The sequence below is a fragment of the Pseudomonas sp. LBUM1674 genome (assembly GCF_059695635.1).
The window spans coordinates 5,431,895-5,453,144 of the sequence record NZ_CP166779.1 but is presented as its reverse complement, the minus strand read 5'-3'; the positions used below and the strand labels follow the sequence as shown (position 1 = coordinate 5,453,144).

The window sequence follows — 21,250 nt, the reverse complement described above, 5'->3', positions numbered from 1 at the left end:
CACTGTTTTCGAAAGGTTTGAACCATGCGCGTTCTGATTGCTGAACACGACCACCCTGTGTACGCCCAACTGCTGCGTGAGGCAGCGCCCGACCTGGAAGTGCTGACCAGCGGCGATTCCGCCGAACTGGCCAGCCAGGCCGCCGATTGCCCGGTCTGGCTGGGCCAGCCGGATCTGCTGGCGACCCTGCTGCGCCAGGGCCACAAGCCACAATGGCTGCAATCGACCTGGGCGGGCATTACACCGCTGTTGGCCGACGGCTTGCCACGGCATTATCGCCTGACCCGGGCGGTGGGGATTTTTGGCCAGGTCATGGCCGAATACGTGCTCACCTACATGCTCGGCCACGAGCGCGAAGTGCTGCCGCGACTGGTCAGCCAGGTCGAGCGCAAGTGGGACAGCCGCCAGGGGCACAGCCTGGCAGGGCGCAAGGTGTTGATCGTCGGCACCGGTGACATCGGCCAGACCGTGGCGCAGTTTCTGCTGCCATTTGGCGTCGAGCTGTATGGCATCGCCAGCGAAGCACGCGAGCAGGCGCCGTTTGTCGAAGTAGGCGCGCTGGCCGATTTGCCGCGTCTGGTCGGTGAAGTGGATTACGTGATCAATCTGTTGCCGAACACGCCGAATACCCATGACCTGTACGACGCGGCGCTGTTCAAGCAGTTCAAGCCGACCGGCTTGTTCATCAACGTGGGACGTGGCGTGGCGGTGGTCGATGCGGATCTGGTGGCAGCCTTGAAGGAAGGGCATCTGTCAGGCGCCGTGATCGACGTCTGCCGTCAGGAGCCGTTGCCGCAACGTCACCCGTTCTGGACCGCCTGGGGCCTGCTGTTGACCGGGCATAGTTCGGCGCCAACCTCGCCATCGATGATGGTGAAGTTGTTTGTCGAGAACCTGCGGGCGTATGAGGCGGGTGAGGCGTTGCGCGGGGAAGTGGATTTCAGTCGCGGGTATTGAGGCGCAGCCGAAAAGATCGCAGCCTGCGGCAGCTCCTACAGGGGCATGTGAACACCTGTAGGAGCTGCCGAAGGCTGCGATCTTTTGCTTTTAGAGGGTGAAATCACCCTCGGCGGCCAATTCGCTCAGCGGACGGCGCGGGCTTGGCTCTTCGCGCGCTTGCAGGTAGTCCGCCAGGGTCGACTTGTCCCCCAGCTTGCCGATCGCCACCGCCGCATGCAGCGCGTAGCCCTCGGGAATGTTCAGCGCCTTGCGGGTCAGTTCCTGATCGAAACCGGCCATGCCGTGGGTGTGCCAGCCGCTGATGCTCGCTTGCAGCGCCAGATGGCCCCAGGCCGAACCGGTGTCGAAGGTGTGCCACAAGGCCGGGGTTTCTTCGGTGGCACCAGGCACCGCGAAGGTGGTTTTCGAGACCACGATCACCAGCGCCGAGGCGTGTTGTGCCCAGCTGCGGTTGAACTCGTTCAGCAGGCCCAGGTAACGCTCCCAGTTCGGCGTGTCGCGACGCGCGTAGAGGAACCGCCAGGGTTGCGAGTTGTAGGCCGATGGCGCCCAGCGTGCGGCTTCGAAGAAGCTCAGCAGGGTCTCGACAGGAATGGTTTCGCCGGTGAAGGCGCGGGGCGACCAACGATCGGTGAATTGAGGGTGAATGGCGTAGTCGGCAACACGAGGATTAGCGCTCATCAAGAAATTCCTTGCTACGGTTGGAGGTGAGGGTCGTTTGAAACCTGCGGCCGCAGTTGAGCTGAGCGTTGAGGTTTTTCTTGAGCCTGGGCAGTTCGCCTGAATGCAACGCGGTCGAGCGTTAATGGCACGCGGGTCTGGCTCCTTGCGACTGGCAAAGCTACTGGGCGGCGCAAAAACTGACAAGCCCTGTCGACCGGCAGTCGCCAATGCTTGGCCCATAAGGGCCTTGGCACTAGACTGGCGGCCTTTTCACCACCTTGATGTTGATGCTTGAACCATGGCCGCCAAAGTCGAACCGTTCTGGATACGCAAAACCCTCGATCAACTCGATCCACAGGAATGGGAATCGCTGTGCGACGGCTGTGGCCTGTGCTGCCTGCAAAAGCTCGAAGATGAAGACGATAACTCGGTCTATTACACGCGCATCGCCTGCAAGCTGCTGGACCTGAAAACCTGCCAATGCACCGATTACCCCAACCGTCGCGACTTCGTGCCGGACTGCATCCAGCTCACGCCAGGCAAGGCCGACGAGTTCAAATGGCTGCCGCCGACCTGCGGTTATCGACTGGTCAGCGAGGGCAAGGACCTGCCGCTTTGGCATCACTTGGTGTGCGGTGATCGCGACGCCGTGCACCACGAACGAATTTCACAATCCGGGCGCATGCTCGCCGAAGGCAGCGTGGCCGAAGAGGATTGGGAAGACCATCTGATTTTCCGGGCGGGTTAAGGTTTCACCAAGGAGTGTGTATGGCTGTGGGATTGCGCCTGGCGTTGGCCGTCGGACTGCTGGCCTTGAGCTCGTCCGTGTGGGCGGCGAAGAAGGTCGATCTGGATTATCACGTGCGCCTGTTGCCGCAAAGCGATCAGGCCGAAGTGCGCCTGACCCTGGCCCGGGGCTCGGCGGTACGCAGTCTGGATTTCGATCTGGGCGATGGCAGCCGCTACAGCGACTTCAAGGCCGACGGCCAATGGCAACTCACGCCGGGCAAGCCGGTGCGCGGTGTCTGGCAGCCCGCCACCGACAAGGCCAGCCTGACCTACCGCGTACGCGTCAGCCACGGCCGCAAGAGCGGCAGCTTCGACACTCGCATGACTCCGACCTGGGCACTGATGCGCGGCGACGATCTGGTGCCTGCCGCCCGACTCGATCAGCAGGACGGCATCGAACTGGTTTCACGCCTGGAATTCGAATTGCCCAGTGGCTGGAAAAGCGTCGAAACCGCCTGGCCGCGGATTGGCAAGAACAAATTTCGTATCGATAACGTCTCCCGCTTGTTCGACCGGCCCACGGGCTGGATGCTCGCTGGCCACCTTGGCAGCCGTCGCACACGGTTGGGGGAAACCGAAGTCACCGTCGCTTCGCCCCAAGGCCAGGGCATGCGTCGCATGGACGTGCTGGCGCTGCTGACCTTTGTCTGGCCGCACGTGCAGGCGGTGTTCCCGCGTCATCCCGCCAAGCTGCTGATCGTCGGCGCCAATGACCCGATGTGGCGCGGCAGCCTGGCAGCGCGCGAATCCATCTATTTGAACAGCCGTCTGCCGCTGGTCAGCGAAAGCGGCACCAGCGCGGTGGTACGCGAACTGGCCCAGGTATTTGGCCGGATCAACGACCAGCAGCGCAGTGACTGGATCAGCGAAGGGTTTGCAGAGTATTACGCGATCGAACTCGTGCGCCGAGCGGGTGGCATGAGTGATGAGCGCTATGAGAGTTTGCACGGCAAGCTGGTCAAGGACAGCCAGAAGGTCACGACATTGCGTGGCGAACACGTCAACCCGGCACAGGTGTCGAAATCGGTGTTGTTGCTACAGGAGCTGGATCGCGAAATTCGTCTTCAGACCCGCAACAAGCGTTCGCTGGATGATGTGTTGCGTGGGGCGATGCGTCTGGAAAGTGTGGATACCAAGGAATTTGTTCAGCTCGCCGAGAGCGTGATTGGCGAATCCTCCAAGGTCCTTGATACCGAGTTGCTTCAGTAACACCGCCTTCGCTGCGGTGCGGCGATCCGACAAGCCCGCTCCCACAGAACTTGCGGTGATCACAAATTATGTGTGCACCGCCGAACCCTGTAGGAGCTGGCTTGCCAGCGAAGAGGCCATAAGCCTCGCAACATCTTCCGGATCAGACCCCGGTCTTAGGCGACTTCAAAGAATCATTTCCCGTCACGGTAGCCGTCTTGGTCGCCGCTTCGGCATTCGCCTTCAACCGCCCCAATTCTTCCCCGGCACGTTCGATCTTCGCCCGCACGTTATTCATGTCCTGGCGGCTTTTCTCCAACAGGCTCTTGACCGAACTGTGCCCGGTAATCCCGCGAGCCAGCGCCACGCCGCCGATCGCCACTTGAATCAACCCGAACACGCCGCCGCGACGCAGGCCCTTGCTGACCATCACCACGCCACCGGCCACGGAGCCGATGCGCTCCCAGCCCTGAACGTTCTGGTCGGAATGAGTCTGGAACGGGGTGGACTCGATGCGCTCTACGCGTGTGAGTTCGCTCATGATCTGTCTCCTGGCTGGATGGGCTGCTTCAAGAATAGATAATTAAGCTGACTGCCGAGGCGGGCGGCTTGTTCCATCGGATGTGCAGCGGTTCAGCGGAATTTCGGCCCCGAGCGGGTGTTGAGGCCCTTGGCCATGCGGTCGTACAGCACGACGTTGACGGTGGCCGCCAGGTTCATGCAACCGGTGGTCGGGATGTAAACCACGTCTTCGCACCAGTCGCGAATCTCTTGATCCAGCGAGCCGTCTTCCGGGCCGAAGATGTACAGCGCGCGATCCGGGTGGGTGTATTCCGGCAGCGAACGGGCGCCTTCGACCAGTTCCACCGCGACCGGGACGCAGCCCAGGGGAAGGATTTTCTTCAGGTCGTCGATGCCGATCAGCGGAATGTCGTAGTGCACACGCTTGGTGTCGGTGACGAAGTCGGCGGCTCGTTCATAACGCTTGCCGGTGTAGAACACGGATGCGGCGCCATAACAGCCGGCGGCGCGCATCACCGAACCGACGTTTTCCGGTGATTTGGGGTTATACAAACCAATGCAGCTGTACCGTTTGTCTGCCACGAGCGGGGTGCCTTCGGGGAAAAAGCGCGATTATACGGGGATTGGGGGAGGGGTGTCCGGTTTGGGGACTTGTGGTGCCTGAACCGGCCCCTTCGCGAGGGTTCTGCGGCGGATACAAAGTTGTGATCACCGCCAATCACTGTGGGGTTTGGGCTATTGCTATCGCGAGCAAGCTCGCTCCCACAGGGTTCTGCGGCGGATACAAAGTTGTGATCACCGCCAATCACTGTGGGGTTTGGGCTATTGCTATCGCGAGCAAGCTCGCTCCCACAGGGTTCTGCGGCGGATACAAAGTTGTGATCACCGCCAATCACTGTGGGGTTTGGGCTATTGCTATCGCGAGCAAGCTCGCTCCCACAGGGTTCTGCGGCGGATACAAAATTGTGATCACCCCCAAATCACTGTGGGAGCGAGCTTGCTCGCGAAGGGGCCAGTTGGGACGCTGAAGATTACTCGTCTTTCTTCAACAGCCCGGCCAACGCCGCAAACGGGTTATGCGTCGCCTTGGCGATCTTCGGTGAACTCAGCGAGCCTTCACCAAAGTATTGCTGGTCGGTGTACCGTGAGTGTTCATTGTCGTGACAATACAGGCACAACAATTCCCAGTTCGAGCCGTCCTGCGGGTTGTTGTCGTGGTTGTGGTCGCGGTGGTGCACGGTCAGTTCGCTCAGGCGCTTGCCAGAGAACTCGCGGGCGCAGCGGCCGCACACGTGCGGGTACATCTTCAGGGCCTTGTCGCGGTAACCCATTTCCTTGTCGCGCTGGTTGTCGGCGAGGATGCGGTCCAGCTTCGAAGTATTGGTTGGGGTGGACGAACTCATGGGTTCACCTTGTAAAAAGACTAATGACGGTTATGAGGTCAGTTTAGCTCAGCCCTTGAGCTTCTCGGCAATCCAGATGGTGTGGCGGGTGCCTTTGGTGCCGTGGGCGAAGACTTGCACTTCTTCGGCCTTGAAGCCGGCCTTTTTCAGCTTGTCGGAAAACTGCCGGTCAGCACTGGCCGACCACACCGCCAGCACGCCTTTGGGGCGCAGGGCCTTGGCGCAGGCGCTCAGGCCTCCTGCGGAGTAGAGCCAGCTGTTGGCTTTCTGGGTCAGGCCTTCGGGGCCGTTGTCGACGTCGAGCATGATCGCATCGAAGCCCTGTGGCTCGGCTTGCAGCACCTTCGCCACGTCTTCCATGCGGATCACCGTGCGCGGGTCGAGCAGCGGTTTGCCGGCTTTCTCGCCCAGCGGTCCACGGTTCCATTCCACGACGCCGGGCACCAGTTCGGCGACCACCACTTCAGCCGTCTTGCCCAAATGCTTGAGCGCCGAGGCGAGGGTGAAGCCCATGCCCAGACCACCGATCAACACCCGCGAATTCGGCCGCCCGGCCACCTTGCGGCACGGGATCTGCGCCAAGGCATCTTCGGAACCGTGCATGCGCGTGTTCATCAACTGCCCGCCATCGCCACCCTGGATCTTGATGACGAAATCCTCACCGTATTCGAACAGGCACAAGGCACCGCCATTTTCAGGAATCGGGGTGGTGTCGAGCAGAACGAAACGTTTCATTGGGGCACTCTTGATGGGAAATCGGCAATCAGGGGCAGGCAAACAGCGGCGGTTGGGAGTAGCCTGCAAACAGACTACAAGGCCAACGGAGCCATTGATGAAGCGCACCATTCTAACGGTCATTGCCCTGGCCGCGCTCTCGATAACTGCAGTGCAGGCCCAGGAACAACCCACCATTCCCACCAGCCCGGGGCCGTTGCCCGGTTCGCCGGGAACCGCGACGCCGACGCCCTACCCGCAGATCACTCCGATCAGCGTGCCCAAGGCCGGCTCCGGCAGTGGCGGGCCGCCGCTGTTGCCGCCGATCGAAATGCCCAACCCGCCCAAGGACCAGACCTTGCCGGGGCTTGAGCAGAACGGCACGAAGATCAAGTCGCCGGGCGGTTAAGGCGAGCGCCATTGGCCGTCGACCAGGTCCTGAGACCAGGCCACCGCGCCAGGTTCCTCAGGCAATGCCCAGGACCTTGAAAACGAATGCATATTCGAGTGCGACGTCACGCAATCCCTGGTAACGACCGCTCATCCCGCCATGCCCGGCGCCCAGTTCGGTCTTAAGCAGTAATGGGTTGGCATCGGTTTTGGTCGCACGCAACTTTGCCACCCACTTGGCCGCTTCCCAGTACTGCACGCGGCTATCGTTGTAGCCGGCGATCACCAGGGTCGCGGGATACGCCTGGGCGGTGACGTTTTCGTACGGGGCATAGGCCTTGATCCGCGCATGGACGTCCGGCTCTTGCGGATTGCCCCACTCGTCATACTCGGTGACGGTCAACGGCAGGTCCGGGTCGAGCATGGTGTTGAGCACGTCGACGAACGGCACCTCGGCAATCGCGGCACCAAACAGCTCCGGGCGCATGTTGAGTACAGCGCCGATCAGCAATCCGCCAGCGCTGCCGCCACTGATTGCCAGTTGTTTCGATGTGGTGAAGCCATTATCGATCAAGTGCTCGGCGCAGGCGATGAAGTCGCTGAAGGTGTTGTGCTTGTGTTCCTGCTTGCCGGCGCGATACCAGGCTTCGCCCAATTCACCGCCGCCACGCACGTGAGCGATGGCAAACGCCACGCCGCGATCCAGCAGACTCAGGCGCGCATGGGAGAACCACGGGTCGAGACTTTCGCCATACGCGCCGTAACCGTACAGATAAAGCGGTATCGGCTTACCGAGGGCTTCGCGTTTGACGACGAGGCTGATCGGCACTTTCGTACCGTCGGGCGCCGTCGCCCACAGACGCTGGCTGACGTAGGCATCGGCATCGAACGGGCCCAGCACCGGGGTTTGCTTGAGGACTTTCTGCTCGCCGGTGGCCAGCCCCAGCTGACGGATTTGCGCCGGACGGTTCAACGCTTCGTAGCGCAGGCGAATCCTGTCGCTGACGAACTCCAGGCTGTTCTGCACATGAAGGCTGTAGGCCGCATCCGGCAGTTGCACGCGGTAGCTCGGCAGGTCTTGCGGATAGACTTCGATGATCGGCAAGCCACCCTCGCGCAAGCTCAGGGTCATGGCCCCGGCGTTCAGGCTCATGCCTTCGATCATCGTGCTGTCGCTATGGGGAATCAGGTTCTGCCAGTCGGCTTCGATCGGCGCGACGCCGGTATCGACGGCCGTGTACAAGGCAAAGTTGATGCCGTCGCGATTGGTGCGAATGAACCAGCTCCATTCGCCGTCGAGCACACCGTGGTCGACATCGTATTCATGATCTTCAACCCGTGACGCTACGCAGGTAAAGGCCTGCTGCGGCTGGAACGCGTCGAGTACCCAGACTTCGCTGGTCGTCTTGCTGCCCACGGACAGCAGCAATTGCTGCTCGGAACTGGACCGGTAGCAGTGCATGAAGAATCGACCGTCCGTCTCATGGAACACTTCTTCAGCCGCCGTGCCATCCAGTCGATAGCGCAACAGTTTGTGCGGGCGGTGGGTGTCGTCCAGTTCGCCGAAGAACAGCGTCAGGCTGTCGTTGGCCCAGGTCATGCTGCCGTCGCAGTCCTGGAATTCCAGTTCGCTGACACGCCCATTGGACAATTCCTTCACGAACAGCGTGTAAACCTCGTCACCCGTGGAGTCGATGCTGTAGGCCAGGCGTTGGTGGTCCGGGCTGATACTGAACGCACCCATGGAAAAGAAGCCACCCTTGGCCAGTTCGTTCGGGTCCAGCAGCAGTTGCTCCTGGCTTTCGTCGAGTTGCAGGCTGTCGTCGGCCGGGCGTGGGCAGCGGTAGTGACGGGCGTATTCGTCACCCGCCGTGGTGCGCGTGTAATACAGGTACGGGCCCCAAGGGGAGGGCAGCGACAGGTCGGTTTCGAGAATCCGGGCCTTGATCTCTTCGAACAGGGTTTCGCGCAGCCCGGCCTGATCGGCGGTTTGCGCCTCTTGATAGCTGTTTTCCGCTTTCAGGTAGTCGAGCACCGCGTCGGTGTCGCGCTCCTGGAGCCAGGCATACGGGTCATCGCCTTCGGCCTTGTGGGCGATCGGGGCGTTGGAAACGTTGGCGGATAGGGGCATGAAGGGCTCTCGTGCAATGTGCGGAATAGGGTTTTGGCAACCTTGTGGGAGCGAGCCTGCTCGCGAAAGGGGTCGGCACATCAAATATCTATATCGACTGATGCACCGCTTTCGCGAGCAGGCTCGCTCCCACATGGATTGCGACAGGGACAAGCCTGATGGGCGAAAAGTCGTTACTATAAGCGCCTCTTTGCCTGCCTTGCCATGGACACCATGACCGAGAACGACTATCTGATCGCTTGGGGCCTCTACGCCTTCGCCGCTTTAGGCTGCCTGTTAGTGTGGATGCGCATGACCCGCTGGATGTGGCGCTGGCTGCGTGAGCCACTGCGGCTGCTGGTTGTCGTGTTGCTGTTCAGCCCGACCATCATCGACCCGGTGAAGGAAAAGGTCGCCCCGGCCATCGCCATCACGGCCCTGGATCTGTTGTTCAAGGTCGGCAACAACGCCTGGCGAGCGATTTCCGACCTGTTCATGTACGGCATTCTCGCGTTCGGCCTCTACCTGGTGTTCGTGGCGATCCGTTTCATGATCGAGCGCGCCTCCAACGCTCGCAAGGAACAGGCTGCCGCCGCCCAGGCCGCGACCAGGGCCGACGCACCTGAAGAAGATCAGCCATTCGGCGGTGCCGGCGATGATCGTTACGGTCGCCCGCCGGTGCCGAGCAACCCCCAGCGTTTGCGGGTCGAACCGCGGTTGTAACCTTGCCCCTGCATTAAATCGAGAGTCAGAACATGTGTGAGTTATTGGGCATGAGCGCCAATGTCCCGACCGATATCGTGTTCAGCTTCACCGGGCTGATGCAGCGCGGCGGCCGCACCGGTCCGCACCGCGACGGTTGGGGCATCGCCTTCTATGAAGGCCGAGGCCTGCGATTGTTCCAGGACCCGGCAGCGAGCAGCGAATCGGAAGTCGCGAACCTGGTGCAACGCTATCCGATCAAGAGCGAAGTGGTGATCGGGCACATCCGCCAGGCCAACGTCGGCAAGGTCTGCCTGTCCAACACCCATCCGTTCGTGCGCGAGTTGTGGGGGCGCAACTGGTGTTTCGCCCATAACGGTCAACTGGCGGACTTTCAACCCATCACCAGTTTTTATCGCCCGGTCGGCGATACCGACAGCGAAGCGGCGTTCTGCGATGTGCTCAATCGGGTGCGTGCCGCCTTCCCGGAACCGGTGGAAGTCGAAGAACTGCTGCCGGACCTGGTGGCCGCCTGCGCCGAATACCGCAGCAAAGGGGTGTTCAATTGCTTGCTCAGCGACGGCGACTGGCTGTTCTGCTATTGCTCGACCAAACTGGCGCAGATCACCCGCCGCGCACCGTTTGGCCCGGCGCGCTTGAAGGATGTCGATGTGATCGTCGACTTCCAGGCCGAAACCACGCCCAACGACGTGGTCACGGTGATTGCCACCGAACCCTTGACCGAAAACGAAACCTGGACCCGCTACGAACCGGGCCAATGGAGCCTGTGGCGGCGCGGTGAATGCGTCAGCCAGGGCAAAACTGAATAAGGACACGCAACCATGTTGCTCAGTTATCTACGGCTGGTGTTGTTTGCGGCGGGCCTGTTGATCGGTGTCCAGGTGCCAGGGTTCATCAGCGATTACGCCAAGCGGGTCGAGGCCCATCTGATCGAAGCGCAGACCGGGCTGAGCGGTTTCCAGGGGACTGCCAATCAGTTCTTCAAGGGTGACATGCAGGCGTTGGTGGCCCATTACCGCGCCAGCGAAGACCCGATCTTTCGCAGCGATGCCGATAGCCTCAACACCCTGCTGACCCGTCGACAGGCCCTCGATAAACAGTTCCAGGCCATGCAGGGGCCGTGGTATATCCGCTTCCTGCAAGTGGTCCTGGCGGCCGATCCGGATATTCGCAAGGAGACCTGGAATGGCTACAGCTACCAGATCCTGCTGACGCCGGAAGCGATGATCTGGGGCATGAGCGGCGCGCTGCTGCTGTCCTTTGGCATTGAATGCCTGTTCCGGCTGATCGACTGGGTGGTGCTGGGCGGCAAACGCCTGCGCCAGAGCCGGCCGATTGAAGATCGGGATGTGCGGGGATTGTAACCAGTCCCCACTCGATCTCTGTGGCGAGGGAGCTTGCTCCCGCTGGGCAGCGAAGCGGCCCCAAAAAATGGGCCTGCTGCGCAGTCCAGCGGGAGCAAGCTCCCTCGCCACAGGTTCAGTGCGACGCTTAACTGACCGGCCTTAAGTGTAACGGTTTTTTTTACCAGTCTACCGCGTAGCTCATGCTAAACGTCCGGCCCTGGGCATTCGCGTAAGGCGCTCGGGCGTTGGCCTGGGTGAACAGGTTTTGGTACGTGCGGTCGGCGACGTTATACACCCCGCCTTCAAGACGACCGACTGGCAACTGCACCGAACCCAGTAAATCCACTAGCGTATAGCCGTTGATATCACGCCCGTTATTGTCCTTGGCGGCAGCATCGTAATTGGCCAGGCGCATGCCTTGCAGACGCAGGGTGTAGTCATCCTTGGCGTAGCCGGCGAACAGCGTGGTTTTTGCGGGTGAAATGCGTGTCGCCGGCAGGTCGACCCATTTGCCGTTTTGTTCGGTTTCACCTTTGGCCCAGGCATACGTGCCGCCGAACGACCATTGATCGGTCGCATTAAAGGTCAGACTGCTTTCAATGCCGCGAACCCGCTCTTTCTGATTGATCAGGCGCAATACGCGATCATTGGCATCGTAGAACTGCGTCACGTCCGAAGTGTTTTCATACGCCGTCACATCGGCCTGCCACTGGCTCCAGTTACCGCGCCAGCCCAACTCGTAACTGTCGACCTTGATGGCCTGGGCGTTGAGACTCTGAATGTCGAAGGTGCTGCTGACATCACGCATGAAGCGCTGGATATCCGGCAGCGAAAACCCCTGGCTGTAATTGGCGAAGACATCCTGGTTTTCACTCAGGTGGTAGACCGCCCCCAGGTTGTACAGGGTGGCATCGTACTTGAGGGTGTCACCGGGCAGCGTTGCGCGTACGCCGGTCTGGACGATCTGTCCATAGGCGATACTGTCGGAGACGTCGCTTTCGATCCATTCACGGCGCACACCGCCACGCAAGGTCCAGTCACCGATGTCCCAGGACATCTGCCCGAACAGCGATTTAGTGGTGGTTTCGATGTCCGGGCCCAGCTCGTAGGTGGTGCCGGTCTTGGTGTAGTTCAGGCCATTGAGCGTGTATTGATCACCCCGTTGGCGGGAGCGCTCATTATCATAGTCGGCGCCCCAGACCAGATTACCCGTGGCGCTCCCGATCGCCGGCAGTGGCGTGTCGATGGCCGCGCGCAGGCCGTAGACATCTTGCACACTGTTGTTGTCTGAGATCCCGGCCCTGCCTCGCGACAAGTCCGGAAAGAACAATGCATCGGCGCGGCGCCAGTAGCTTTCCAGTTGCAGGCCCTGACCGTAGAAGTCCTTGTCGGTGTAGTTGAGGTTGACCGCCTGGTTATGGGTATAGGGTTGGTCGTCGAGTTTCAGCCCTTTGACTGCCACGGCTTGCTGCAGGTTTCGCGGGTCTTTTGTGTAGCCAGTGTCCTGCTGGTCCTTGTAGTCCTGCAGCGACAGGCTGAGTTTTTTGTCGGCATCCAGTTCGTAACCGAAACGACCTTGCAGGTCATAGGTTTCGGTATCCATGTTGCTGCCCTGGGAAGTGTCTTGAGGGATGCGGTTGCCGTTGCCATCGTACTGATCGTTACGCTGGGTCAGGTCGGCGGAGACGTACCAGTCCACGGCATCCTTGCGCCCCGTCGCACTCTGGAAGGCTTCGTAGGCGAAACCTTTGCGGTTGAGGTTGTTACCGCTGGTCAGGCCCAGTTTGCTGCTGTAGGCAATGTCCTGGCCCTGATTGCGCTTGGTGATGATGTTGATGATGCCGCCTGAAGCACCGGCACCGTAGATGCTGCTGGCGCCGGAAATCACTTCGATGCGTTCGATGCTGGCCGGGGCGATGCTGTTGAGCTGGCGGTAGTTGTCGCGCGTGGCGTTCTGCGATACGCCGTCGATCAACACCAGCATGTTACGCCCGCGCAGAGTCTGACCGAAGTTACTCATCCCGCCGCTGGACGGCGCAAGGCCGGGGACCAATTGCCCGAGGATGTCGGAGACCCGGCGACCCGCGCCGCTCTGCTCACGGACCTGCTGTTCGTCGATCACCTGGACCGAGCCCGGAATCGAAGCAATGCTCGCTTCGCTGCGAGTAGCGGAGACGACGGTGGCTTGCATGTTCAAGATACCGGGCTGCTGTTCGGTATCCTCGGCCCAGGTCTGGGCGCTGAAGGTACCAAGCAGCGGGATCAGCAGGGAGAGTTTGGTTCGGATCATGACGTGGTCTTTTTTAGTTGTGATAAGTGTGGGGCGATAAGGTCGAGCGGTCAGGCGCGGAGTTGAACGAGCGCACCCAGCGGATTCCGATGGCGGCTATGGCGTAGGTCAGCGCCACCAGCCAGAAACTGTGAGCCAGGCCGACCAGGCCCATGCCGATCCCGCCAAGGACGACACCGAGCAGAGCGCCAGCCTTTGCCGCGCTGTTGCCGAGGCCGAGCGCGAAGCCCTGCTGGTTTATGCAAATGGAGTTGGCGATCAGGGCATAGGCAACGGGCAGCAGGGCACCTTGCCAGATGCCCCAGACGAGTCGGCTGACGAGAAACCCCAGCCATTCGTTGGCCAATGCCGTGGCCGCCAGCGTCAGGGCACACAGCCAGGCCACGCCTTCGATGACGCGCAAGGTGTAGGCCGGCTGCCAGCGGTCGAACAGGCGTCCCCACAGCGGTGCGGAAATGGCCAGGGTCGCGGCGCTCGCCGCGTAGGTGGCGCCGATCAGCCAGCTTGGGGCATGCAGAATGTTCGCGACGTACAGCGCGTAGAATGACTGCGGCATCATCTTCGCGGCCTGAATCAACACGATCACCAACAGGATTCCACCGAGCCAGCCTTTGGGCAGGGCCACCGGTTCAACGGCTTTTTTCTTCGAGGTCCGAGCCTTGTCGGCCGGCAGGAAAAAACTCCCCAGTGCGCACAGCAGGCAAATCGCCGTCGCGCCATAACAGAGCAGGGCAAACCCCGAGACGTCCATCAGCCAGCCACCCAGCATTGGGCCGATCAATGAGCCGACGGCGGTTGCCGATTGCAGGCGGGCCAGGGTGTGACCACGTCTGGAACTGTCGCAGCAGGCCAAGGCATAGGCTTGCGCGGCAGCGAGAAAACCGGCCAATGCGCCTTGCATCACGCGAATACCCACCAGCAACCACGGGTCGAGGGTGATGGCTGCCAACCCTTGGCACAGTGCGAGTGCCAGCAATGCCCGAACAATCATCGGCTTGTGCCCGGTGCGATCGCCCAGCCGGCCCCACAGGGGCGTCAGGAGCATGGCCGCCAGCATCGGACCGGCATAGACCAGCGCCGATAACAGCGCGGTATAGCCGGCGCCCTCCGGCCCGAGCAGATGCTGGATCTGCAAGGGCCAGAACGGGCCGCTCATTTCCATTGCGCCCATGGAGACAAACTGGATGATGATCAGCAGTCGCAAGGCGCGACCGTCAGCGAGCATGGGTGTTGGGTCGCAGCGGGTTGCTCAGGCGTCCGACGATGTCGGCATGACTGTCGAGCAAGCGCATGCGCATGAACGATTTGGCGGGCCAATCCTGTTCCAGCAAGGCCTGGCGCTCGCTTTCCCAACGTGCCGGTTCAACGCGCTCGCGCAAGGTCTCGAAGCACTGTGCGACGTGTGATGCCAATCGCTCCCAAAGGATAGTTTCCGGCACATTCCAGTGGCGGGCACAGAGCAACGTCAGCTCACCGAGGTGGCACATGAACGTGGTGTGAAGGAGTTTGTCGCGGACAAAGCCTGCGTCGTCATACAGGGTCATTTTCGGATCGTGCAGCTGGATATCCAGGCCCTTGGCGTGCAGGGTTTTGCGATCGATACGAACGTCGCCGAAATCACGCAACAGCAGCCGATTCAACTGCCCGTCAGCGCCCATCACCATGAAACTGTTTTGCTGATGCGCTTCGAACGCCACGCCATACATCAGGTAAATGCCCAACAGACTCGGTACGGCAATCGACAGGTAATCATCGAAGAACGCCAACATGGCCTTGCTGTCGTCACTGCCCTGAGCCAGTCTTACCCAATCACGCAGCAACGGTTGTTCGAATTCGTTGACGGCAAACAGGCTGCCGACCGGCACCGCCAACTCGCCTTCTTGCAGGAGGGTAAGCGGGTTGTCGCGATACAGCACGGCAGCATGCCGGGAGCGCTCGTCATCGGCCGGTAGTGGTGCGTAGTGCACGCCGATGCGCTCTGGAACGATGTTCAGCAGACGCTGAATCTGCGGCTCCTGAGCGAGAATATTCAGTATCAGTTGGCTGATGCGCGGCCCCATCCGGGCCGAGCGCGGCGACACGGTGCGCTGCACGCTGGTCAGTCGCAGAGCCACCGGCAGTTTGACCATCGGCGCCACGCGACTGGCCTCCGGCAGGACCGTGCGGAAGGACATGGTCGGATGGCCGGTAAAAGCAACGATGTCAGTGACGATCAGCAGGTTGTCGGCGATCTCGTTGGCGAACGAATGTGGCAGCTCTTCATGGGCTTGCCATGGGTGCGACGGGAGCGGGAGGTAGTCCTTTGCTTCCAGACCCAGCTGCCGCAAGTGGCGTTGCAATTGCTCGGCGGCCTGTGGGAAGTGACCTTGCCACCAGTCCCAGTAATCGGCGGTGCCAGCCAGCGCTTCGACGTGTGCGTACTGGCGGTGCAGGGCGCACAGCACGATCGGAAAACTCGCTTCGAATTCTGGCGAGAAAGCGATGACCTGAGCGGCGCTCAGGCCCAGTTTGGTCTTGTAGTTCGGGTGCCACGGATGGCCGAGAGTGCCCCACTGTTCGAGCAATGACGTAGGGTTCTGGTGGCTGGTGCCGGCTTTGAGCCAAGCGAGCAGGTTGTTGTCGTACTCGGTGTCGATCTGCTCTCTCAGGCGCTCGGTCCATCCATGGTGAAACGCCAGGCACAGGGTGTCGTTGTTGAAGCTGTCATCCAGTTCCAGGGCCAGACGTTCCAGTACCTGCGGTGAGGCTGGCGGGTTGAGCTGAGTGCTGAGGTGAGCGAGCAATTCGCTGGGCAACTGGATTTTTTGGGGCAGTCTGTCGGGGGTGTGCAGGACGATGCTGCCGCGTACGTCCCAGCTATTCATTCTTCCGCCGGACAAGTGCTCGAAGCAAAGATGCGCGCCATCGCCAAGTGGCAGCGAGCAATGGCCATTGTCGTCGTATTCGCAAGCGTCAGGGTTGATCAGACCTTCACGAAACAGGGCCTGGATCAGGCGTTGGAAGCAGCGCTGGGCGGCGGGCTCCAGCGCATTGCTCAAATGATCGAGGGTGATGCGGTGGGACTGGAAAGCCTCAGTGCCGAGGGCTCCGCTCCAGTGAGCGAGCAATTGCTGCTGTTTTTGCGTGTAGGCGCGCATCAAGTCCGATTCCTTCTGGACAGTTGGTTAGCTGAAAGCGCGCAGAGAATACCGTCCTGAAAAAATAATGCAAATGATAGTGGTTCATATTTAAAACTTGGGAAATGTCCTTCAGATTCTGGCCATGGGTTTGCTCAAAACGATGTAGTGCTCGCCCACTTTCTGCGCATAGCGCTCCACGACTTGCTGACACAACGTCACGATTTCTTCGACCCACTCCACGCCAACCCGCCACGACACCACCACCTGCAAATTCGGTGGCCGTTGATCGATGGCCAGCAAGGTCAATTTCCCCCGCGCCAGTTCCTCGGCTACCAGCACCGGCGGCAGCGCGCCAATACCGAAACCGTCCCGCAGCAACCGGGTGATCGCCGATACCGAGTTCACGCAGTTCAACCGTGGCGTCATGATGCCGTTGGCTTGCATCAGGGCGAGAATCTCCTGATGCGGATGGGAGTTTTTCGAATAGGTAATGATCCGTTCCCGCGCCAGGTCGGCAATCCCTGAATACTCGCGGTTGTAGATCGAGTTAGTCGCCACAATCCAGCCCATCGGGTGACTGGCCAGCTCAAGGCTGCGCACGCTTTCCTGACGCAACAGGTCGGTTTGCAGGATCAGATCGAGAAAGCCTTTTTGCAGCTGATCGCAGAGGTTGAGCGCGGTATCGGCCACTAACTCGATTTCTACCAGCGGATAGTGATCCATCATTTGCGCCACCAACGGGCTCAACCAGGTATGGATGACCGTGTCCATCACGCCAATGCGAACCCGTCCGACCTTGCTCGAACGGGTTTCGATCGACTGCTTGAGGGATTGCATGGTGTCCATCATTTGCTCGGCGTACTCGAGCACTTTCAAGCCTTCGGGCGTCAGGCTCACGCCACGTGAATCGCGCAGGAACAGCTTCACCCCGAGCTCGCCTTCGAGCACGGCAATGCGGCTGGAAATTGACGCCTGGGTGGTGAAGAGCTTGTCTGCCGTCAGGCGAAAACTCTTGAGTCGGGCGACCCAGACAAAGGTCTCGAGAAACTTCAGGTTCATAGGATCAAATTTTTCTTATGCCTAGAGCGGGTTTTTATTAGTTGGACGCAGCAGGGCCGGCAGCCCAAAAATCAGGCCATCCGGTTCCCACGATAGGCGTCGTCGGGGCTCAGAACAATACCAATAAAAATTAGCGCGGAGATTTGCCATGAGTGCGCCCGACACGCTCGACATCCCCAAAGCCACGGTTCGCCCGGGACCTTTCGACTGGTACCGCAACATCAACAAGCAGGAACGCCGCACCTTCTGGAGTTGCAAGATCGGCTATGGCCTGGACGGCATGGACACACAGATGCTCAGCTTCGTGGTGCCGACCCTGATTGCGATGTGGGGCATCACCACCGGCGAGGCCGGGTTGATTCACACCAGCACCCTGATCGCCTCGGCCATTGGCGGTTGGGTGGCGGGGATTCTCTCCGACCGCATCGGTCGCGTACGCACCTTGCAACTCACCGTGCTGTGGTTTGCCTTCTTCACCTTCCTCTGCGGCTTCGCCCAGAACTACGAACAACTGCTGATCAGCCGCACGCTGATGGGCTTCGGTTTCGGCGGCGAATGGACCGCCGGCGCGGTGCTGATGGGTGAAGTGATTCGCGCCAAGGACCGTGGCAAGGCGGTGGGCATGGTGCAATCCGGCTGGGCATTGGGTTGGGGACTGACGGCGATTTTGTATGCGCTGCTGTTCTCGGTGCTGCCCCCGGAAGACGCCTGGCGCGCTCTGTTCCTCCTTGGCATCGTACCGGCGATTTTTGTGATCTTCGTCCGCCGACTGGTCAAGGACCCGGAAATCTATCGCGAGGCCAAGGCTAAGCAAGAACCCGGCAACCCGGCAAAATTCTACGAGATATTCGCGCCCGGCATCCTTTTCACCACGATTCGCGCGTCGGTGCTGACCACCGGTGCTCTGGGCGGTTACTACGCGATCACCTCCTGGTTGCCGACCTTTCTGAAGAATGAACGCGGTTTGAGCGTACTCGGTACGGGCGGTTATCTGGCGATGGTGATCGTCGGTTCCTACGTCGGTTACGTCATCAGCGCGTATTTGACTGACATCCTCGGGCGTAAAAAGAACTTCATTCTGTTCGCGGTTGGCTCGTTCACCATTGTTCTGCTCTACACCCAATTGCCAGTCAGCAATGGCGTGATGCTCTGGCTAGGCTTTCCTCTGGGCTTCTTCGCCTCGGGGATCTTCAGCGGCATGGGCGCGTTTTTGACCGAGCTGTTTCCAACGCGGATTCGCGGTTCGGGTCAGGGCTTTTGCTACAACATCGGCCGGGCGTTGGCGGCGTTGTTCCCGCTGTTGATCGGCTTGATGAGCCAGAAGGTGCCATTGAGCGTGGGAATCGGTGCTTTTGCGGCGGTGTCCTACGGGGTAGTGATCCTTGCGGCCCTGAGCTTGCCGGAAACCCGTGGCAAGCAACTCGAAGCCCAATAACTTAATGCCCAGCAACTGATAATCTGCGGGCAAATGCCTACAGCTAAAAGAATAAAACCTACAGGAGTGTTCACCGTGAGCCGCCTGCTATTGAACTGCGACATCGGCGAGAGTTTCGGCAACTGGACCATGGGTCTGGACGCCGAGGTCATGCCCTTCATCGATTGCGCCAACATCGCCTGCGGCTTCCACGCCGGCGACCCGAGCATCATGCGCAAGACCGTCAGCCTGGCCTTGAGCAACGGCGTGCAGATCGGCGCACATCCGGCGTATCAGGATCTGGTCGGCTTTGGCCGCCGTTCCATGGCCTACACGGCCCAGGAGCTTCAGGACATTGTGCATTACCAGATCGGCGCTCTCGACGGCATTTGCCGGGCTCAGGGCGGGCGGGTGAGTTACGTCAAACCGCACGGCGCGATGTACAACGACATGATGGCCAACCCGGCGCAATTGCGCGCAGTGCTCCAGGCGGTGGCAGCCTATGACCGCAGCCTGCCGTTGATGCTGATGGCGACTCGTGACAACAGCGCCGCGCAACAGCTTGGCGATGAATACGGTGTGACCCTGTGGTTCGAAGCCTTCGCCGATCGCGCCTACGACAGCGCGGGCATGTTGGTCTCGCGACAACTGCCCGGCGCTGTGCATCACGATCCGGAAACAATCATTGAACAGGCGCTGACCATCGCCCGTGGCGGCAATCTTGTCGCCAGCGATGGCAGCGCCTTGCACTTGCAGGCCAACACCCTATGCGTGCACGGCGACAACGCCAGTTCGGTGGCCGCCGTGCGACGTATTCGCGAAGCACTCGATCAGCAGAGCGCATCATGAAACCGCGCGTGGAAGTGGTGGCGCTGGACTGCCTGATGGTGCGTCTGTTCGATGAGATTGCCGAGGCCAACATGCCGTGGATGCTCGCGGCCAGCGAAGGTCTTCGCGCGGCGTTCGCCGGGCACCTGATCGATCTGGTGCCGTCTTACACAACGATCATGGTGCATTACGATCTGACTTCACTGAGCCCGGCCCAGGCCCGGGAGCTGATTGCCGAAGCCTTGATCGATCTGTCGCCCAACGCCCGCACCCCTGGCAAATGTCATGTGCTGCCGGTCTGGTACGACTTGAGTGTCGGTCCGGAGTTGAGCCTGTTGTCGCAGCGCAGCGGATTGGCGGTCGATGAAGTGATCCGCCGCCATAGCGAACGCGAGTATCAGGTGTTCGCGTTGGGTTTCGCACCGGGGTTCGCCTTCATGGGCCTGGTGGAAGAAGCGCTGGCCGCACCGCGCCTGGACACTCCGCGTAAAAAGGTCGCTGCCGGCAGTGTCGGCATCGCCGAACGCCAGACGGCAGCTTACCCCGTGGTTTCGCCGGGTGGCTGGAACCTGATCGGCCGGACCCCGGCCAAATTGTTCGACCGCGAGCGCGACGGCTACAGCCTGATGCAACCGGGCGACACCGTGCGCTTTGAAGCCGTCAGTCATGCCGAGTTCATCAACCTGGGCGGTGACGACACGCCACTGGAGGCGCAGGCATGAGCCGTCTATCAATAGAAGCGAGTACACCGCTGTGCCTGTTGCAGGACGCTGGCCGTTTCGGTGTGCGGCATCTGGGGGTGACCCAGGGCGGAGCGCTGGATTGGCGATCGATGTCCTGGGCCAACTGGTTGCTGGGTAACCGGCTGGATGCGCCGGTGATCGAGGTTACCCTCGGCGGTTTCAGCGTGCTGGCCGAGGAGGATTGTGTGCTGGCCCTGGGTGGCGCGGATCTGGGGGCGCAAATCGATGGCGAGGTGTTGGCGCCGTGGCGTAGTTTCAGGTTGCATAAAGGTCAACGGCTGCAATTCACCCAGCCGTTACTCGGGGCGCGGGCCTATCTGGCGGCGCCGGGGGGATTCGAAGCGCCCGAGGTCCTGGGCAGTCGGTCGACGGTGGTGCGCGAAGAACTCGGCGGTCTGGAGGGTATGGGGCGCCCGCTGGCCAAGGGGCAGTCGTTGAACTATTCGGGGAACTCGCTGATGCTGTTGCGCGAATTGCCGACGGACCAGCGACCGGATCTGAATCTCGCTGCGCCGCTGGACCTGGTGCTCGGTGCGCAGATCGGTGAGTTCAGCGGGCAAAGTCTGTTCGATGCGTTCAACCGTGCCTGGACTCTCGACAGCCGCGCCGATCGCATGGGCATTCGCTTGTTGGGGGTGGCGTTGGAATACCAGGGCAAACCTATGATTTCCGAAGGCATCCCGCTGGGCGCGGTCCAGGTGCCGCCGGACGGGCAGCCGATCGTGTTGCTCAATGATCGACAGACCATCGGCGGGTATCCGCGGTTGGGGGCGTTGACGCCGTTGGCGTTGGCGCGGCTGGCGCAGTGTTTGCCGGGGACGCAGGTGCGGTTGCGGCCGGTGGTGCAGGAGGTGGCGCATCGGGAGCAGGTCGAGTATCTGCGGCGATTCGTCAACCGCTAAAAGCTTCGTCGGATCGCCGCCCGGAGCAAGCTCGCTCCCACAGTTGACCTCAGTGTTCACAAAATTTTGTGTTCACAGGAGATCAAT

At 60.8% G+C, this 21,250-nt stretch carries 21 protein-coding genes and 1 pseudogene; 12 read left to right on the top strand and 10 right to left on the bottom strand.

From position 1 onward, the window contains the following. Positions 1-24: 24 nt before the first annotated feature. The gene (locus tag ACA067_RS24980) at positions 25-957 is read left to right on the top strand and encodes a D-2-hydroxyacid dehydrogenase (protein ID WP_497458953.1); all 933 of its coding nucleotides are present in this window, start codon (positions 25-27) and stop codon (positions 955-957) included. A gap of 90 nt (positions 958-1,047) precedes the next feature. Here ACA067_RS24980 and ACA067_RS24975 read toward each other — a convergent pair whose 3' ends face one another. Then, entirely contained in the window at positions 1,048-1,641 is a 594-nt protein-coding gene (locus tag ACA067_RS24975) for a nitroreductase family protein (protein ID WP_497458952.1), read from the bottom strand. Between the two features lie 280 nt (positions 1,642-1,921). On the opposite strand from ACA067_RS24975, the gene ACA067_RS24970 reads away from it, so the two are divergent. Together ACA067_RS24970 and ACA067_RS24965 are read left to right on the top strand one after the other, a co-directional pair. Then, positions 1,922-2,371: a YcgN family cysteine cluster protein gene (locus ACA067_RS24970; protein ID WP_497438201.1), complete on the top strand. Its 450-nt coding sequence runs from the start codon at positions 1,922-1,924 to the stop codon at positions 2,369-2,371. A 20-nt stretch (positions 2,372-2,391) separates the two neighbouring features. After that, positions 2,392-3,621: a hypothetical protein gene (locus tag ACA067_RS24965; protein WP_497458951.1), complete on the top strand. Its 1,230-nt coding sequence runs from the start codon at positions 2,392-2,394 to the stop codon at positions 3,619-3,621. 142 nt (positions 3,622-3,763) lie between these two features. Here the strand turns inward: ACA067_RS24965 and ACA067_RS24960 are convergent, their stop codons facing one another. The 4 genes from ACA067_RS24960 to ACA067_RS24945 form a co-directional block, all read right to left on the bottom strand. Then, positions 3,764-4,141, bottom strand: a complete 378-nt coding sequence (locus ACA067_RS24960) for a YgaP family membrane protein (RefSeq protein ID WP_150766669.1) — start codon at positions 4,139-4,141, stop codon at positions 3,764-3,766. A 92-nt stretch (positions 4,142-4,233) separates the two neighbouring features. After that, entirely contained in the window at positions 4,234-4,704 is a 471-nt protein-coding gene (locus ACA067_RS24955; RefSeq protein WP_128872026.1) for an RNA methyltransferase, read from the bottom strand. 449 nt (positions 4,705-5,153) lie between these two features. Then, positions 5,154-5,525 (bottom strand): YajD family HNH nuclease, encoded by a 372-nt coding sequence (locus ACA067_RS24950; RefSeq protein ID WP_497458950.1) that lies wholly within the window; start codon positions 5,523-5,525, stop codon positions 5,154-5,156. Positions 5,526-5,573: 48 nt separating this feature from the next. Next, entirely contained in the window at positions 5,574-6,260 is a 687-nt protein-coding gene (locus ACA067_RS24945) for a spermidine synthase (RefSeq protein WP_497458949.1), read from the bottom strand. Positions 6,261-6,357: 97 nt separating this feature from the next. Between ACA067_RS24945 and ACA067_RS24940 the strand changes: the two genes are divergently transcribed. Further along, positions 6,358-6,648: a hypothetical protein gene (locus tag ACA067_RS24940; RefSeq protein ID WP_497458948.1), complete on the top strand. Its 291-nt coding sequence runs from the start codon at positions 6,358-6,360 to the stop codon at positions 6,646-6,648. A 57-nt stretch (positions 6,649-6,705) separates the two neighbouring features. On the opposite strand, the gene ACA067_RS24935 is transcribed toward ACA067_RS24940, so the two are convergent. Beyond that, positions 6,706-8,760: a S9 family peptidase gene (locus tag ACA067_RS24935; protein WP_497458947.1), complete on the bottom strand. Its 2,055-nt coding sequence runs from the start codon at positions 8,758-8,760 to the stop codon at positions 6,706-6,708. A gap of 204 nt (positions 8,761-8,964) precedes the next feature. On the opposite strand from ACA067_RS24935, the gene ACA067_RS24930 reads away from it, so the two are divergent. The 4 genes and pseudogenes from ACA067_RS24930 to ACA067_RS24915 form a co-directional block, all read left to right on the top strand. Next, on the top strand, positions 8,965-9,462 hold the full coding sequence (locus tag ACA067_RS24930; protein WP_497458946.1) for an MFS transporter: 498 nt from the start codon (positions 8,965-8,967) through the stop codon (positions 9,460-9,462). Between the two features lie 32 nt (positions 9,463-9,494). Further along, a complete protein-coding gene (locus ACA067_RS24925) occupies positions 9,495-10,271 on the top strand; it encodes a class II glutamine amidotransferase (protein ID WP_497458945.1) in 777 nt (258 codons plus the stop codon). 12 nt (positions 10,272-10,283) lie between these two features. After that, complete coding sequence (locus ACA067_RS24920) at positions 10,284-10,826, top strand: DUF2937 family protein (protein WP_339502313.1); 543 nt, start codon at positions 10,284-10,286, stop codon at positions 10,824-10,826. 15 nt (positions 10,827-10,841) lie between these two features. Further along, positions 10,842-10,940: pseudogene (locus ACA067_RS24915) on the top strand (N-acetyltransferase); the annotation flags it as partial. Positions 10,941-10,986: 46 nt separating this feature from the next. Here ACA067_RS24915 and ACA067_RS24910 read toward each other — a convergent pair. The 4 genes from ACA067_RS24910 to ACA067_RS24895 all read right to left on the bottom strand — a co-directional run bounded on the left by ACA067_RS24910 (position 10,987) and on the right by ACA067_RS24895 (position 17,276). Further along, complete coding sequence (locus ACA067_RS24910) at positions 10,987-13,098, bottom strand: TonB-dependent receptor (protein ID WP_497458944.1); 2,112 nt, start codon at positions 13,096-13,098, stop codon at positions 10,987-10,989. A 13-nt stretch (positions 13,099-13,111) separates the two neighbouring features. Continuing rightward, a complete protein-coding gene (locus ACA067_RS24905) occupies positions 13,112-14,323 on the bottom strand; it encodes an MFS transporter (protein WP_497458943.1) in 1,212 nt (403 codons plus the stop codon). Then, on the bottom strand, positions 14,313-16,235 hold the full coding sequence (locus ACA067_RS24900; RefSeq protein ID WP_497458942.1) for an IucA/IucC family protein: 1,923 nt from the start codon (positions 16,233-16,235) through the stop codon (positions 14,313-14,315). Before ACA067_RS24900 ends, ACA067_RS24905 begins: the two co-directional genes overlap by 11 nt. Positions 16,236-16,346: 111 nt before the next feature. After that, positions 16,347-17,276 carry a LysR family transcriptional regulator gene (locus tag ACA067_RS24895; RefSeq protein ID WP_497458941.1) on the bottom strand — a complete coding sequence of 310 codons (930 nt, stop codon included), beginning with the start codon at positions 17,274-17,276 and terminating at the stop codon, positions 16,347-16,349. A 148-nt stretch (positions 17,277-17,424) separates the two neighbouring features. On the opposite strand from ACA067_RS24895, the gene ACA067_RS24890 reads away from it, so the two are divergent. The 4 genes from ACA067_RS24890 (at position 17,425) to ACA067_RS24875 (ending at position 21,163) form a co-directional block, all read left to right on the top strand. Continuing rightward, positions 17,425-18,711 (top strand): MFS transporter, encoded by a 1,287-nt coding sequence (locus tag ACA067_RS24890; protein WP_497458940.1) that lies wholly within the window; start codon positions 17,425-17,427, stop codon positions 18,709-18,711. Positions 18,712-18,786: 75 nt separating this feature from the next. Beyond that, positions 18,787-19,539, top strand: coding sequence for a 5-oxoprolinase subunit PxpA (locus ACA067_RS24885; RefSeq protein WP_497458939.1), 753 nt, complete (start codon positions 18,787-18,789; stop codon positions 19,537-19,539). Then, positions 19,536-20,240: a 5-oxoprolinase subunit B family protein gene (locus ACA067_RS24880; protein WP_497458938.1), complete on the top strand. Its 705-nt coding sequence runs from the start codon at positions 19,536-19,538 to the stop codon at positions 20,238-20,240. The genes ACA067_RS24885 and ACA067_RS24880 overlap by 4 nt, the downstream gene beginning before the upstream one ends. Beyond that, positions 20,237-21,163: a 5-oxoprolinase subunit C family protein gene (locus tag ACA067_RS24875; RefSeq protein ID WP_497458937.1), complete on the top strand. Its 927-nt coding sequence runs from the start codon at positions 20,237-20,239 to the stop codon at positions 21,161-21,163. The genes ACA067_RS24880 and ACA067_RS24875 overlap by 4 nt, the downstream gene beginning before the upstream one ends. The last annotated feature ends 87 nt before the right edge of the window (positions 21,164-21,250 follow it).

Bases quoted from the DNA above. Each gene is read 5' to 3' on its own strand.
- ACA067_RS24900 (WP_497458942.1), bottom strand. From the start codon at position 16,235: ATGCGCGCCTACACGCAAAAACAGCAGCAATTGCTCGCTCACTGGAGC.
- ACA067_RS24980 (WP_497458953.1), top strand. From the start codon at position 25: ATGCGCGTTCTGATTGCTGAACACGACCACCCTGTGTACGCCCAACTG.
- ACA067_RS24960 (WP_150766669.1), bottom strand. From the start codon at position 4,141: ATGAGCGAACTCACACGCGTAGAGCGCATCGAGTCCACCCCGTTCCAG.
- ACA067_RS24940 (WP_497458948.1), top strand. From the start codon at position 6,358: ATGAAGCGCACCATTCTAACGGTCATTGCCCTGGCCGCGCTCTCGATA.
- ACA067_RS24895 (WP_497458941.1), bottom strand. From the start codon at position 17,276: ATGAACCTGAAGTTTCTCGAGACCTTTGTCTGGGTCGCCCGACTCAAG.
- ACA067_RS24930 (WP_497458946.1), top strand. From the start codon at position 8,965: ATGGACACCATGACCGAGAACGACTATCTGATCGCTTGGGGCCTCTAC.
- ACA067_RS24910 (WP_497458944.1), bottom strand. From the start codon at position 13,098: ATGATCCGAACCAAACTCTCCCTGCTGATCCCGCTGCTTGGTACCTTC.
- ACA067_RS24890 (WP_497458940.1), top strand. From the start codon at position 17,425: ATGAGTGCGCCCGACACGCTCGACATCCCCAAAGCCACGGTTCGCCCG.
- ACA067_RS24935 (WP_497458947.1), bottom strand. From the start codon at position 8,760: ATGCCCCTATCCGCCAACGTTTCCAACGCCCCGATCGCCCACAAGGCC.
- ACA067_RS24920 (WP_339502313.1), top strand. From the start codon at position 10,284: ATGTTGCTCAGTTATCTACGGCTGGTGTTGTTTGCGGCGGGCCTGTTG.
- ACA067_RS24965 (WP_497458951.1), top strand. From the start codon at position 2,392: ATGGCTGTGGGATTGCGCCTGGCGTTGGCCGTCGGACTGCTGGCCTTG.
- ACA067_RS24880 (WP_497458938.1), top strand. From the start codon at position 19,536: ATGAAACCGCGCGTGGAAGTGGTGGCGCTGGACTGCCTGATGGTGCGT.
- ACA067_RS24970 (WP_497438201.1), top strand. From the start codon at position 1,922: ATGGCCGCCAAAGTCGAACCGTTCTGGATACGCAAAACCCTCGATCAA.
- ACA067_RS24925 (WP_497458945.1), top strand. From the start codon at position 9,495: ATGTGTGAGTTATTGGGCATGAGCGCCAATGTCCCGACCGATATCGTG.
- ACA067_RS24875 (WP_497458937.1), top strand. From the start codon at position 20,237: ATGAGCCGTCTATCAATAGAAGCGAGTACACCGCTGTGCCTGTTGCAG.
- ACA067_RS24945 (WP_497458949.1), bottom strand. From the start codon at position 6,260: ATGAAACGTTTCGTTCTGCTCGACACCACCCCGATTCCTGAAAATGGC.
- ACA067_RS24905 (WP_497458943.1), bottom strand. From the start codon at position 14,323: ATGCTCGCTGACGGTCGCGCCTTGCGACTGCTGATCATCATCCAGTTT.
- ACA067_RS24950 (WP_497458950.1), bottom strand. From the start codon at position 5,525: ATGAGTTCGTCCACCCCAACCAATACTTCGAAGCTGGACCGCATCCTC.
- ACA067_RS24975 (WP_497458952.1), bottom strand. From the start codon at position 1,641: ATGAGCGCTAATCCTCGTGTTGCCGACTACGCCATTCACCCTCAATTC.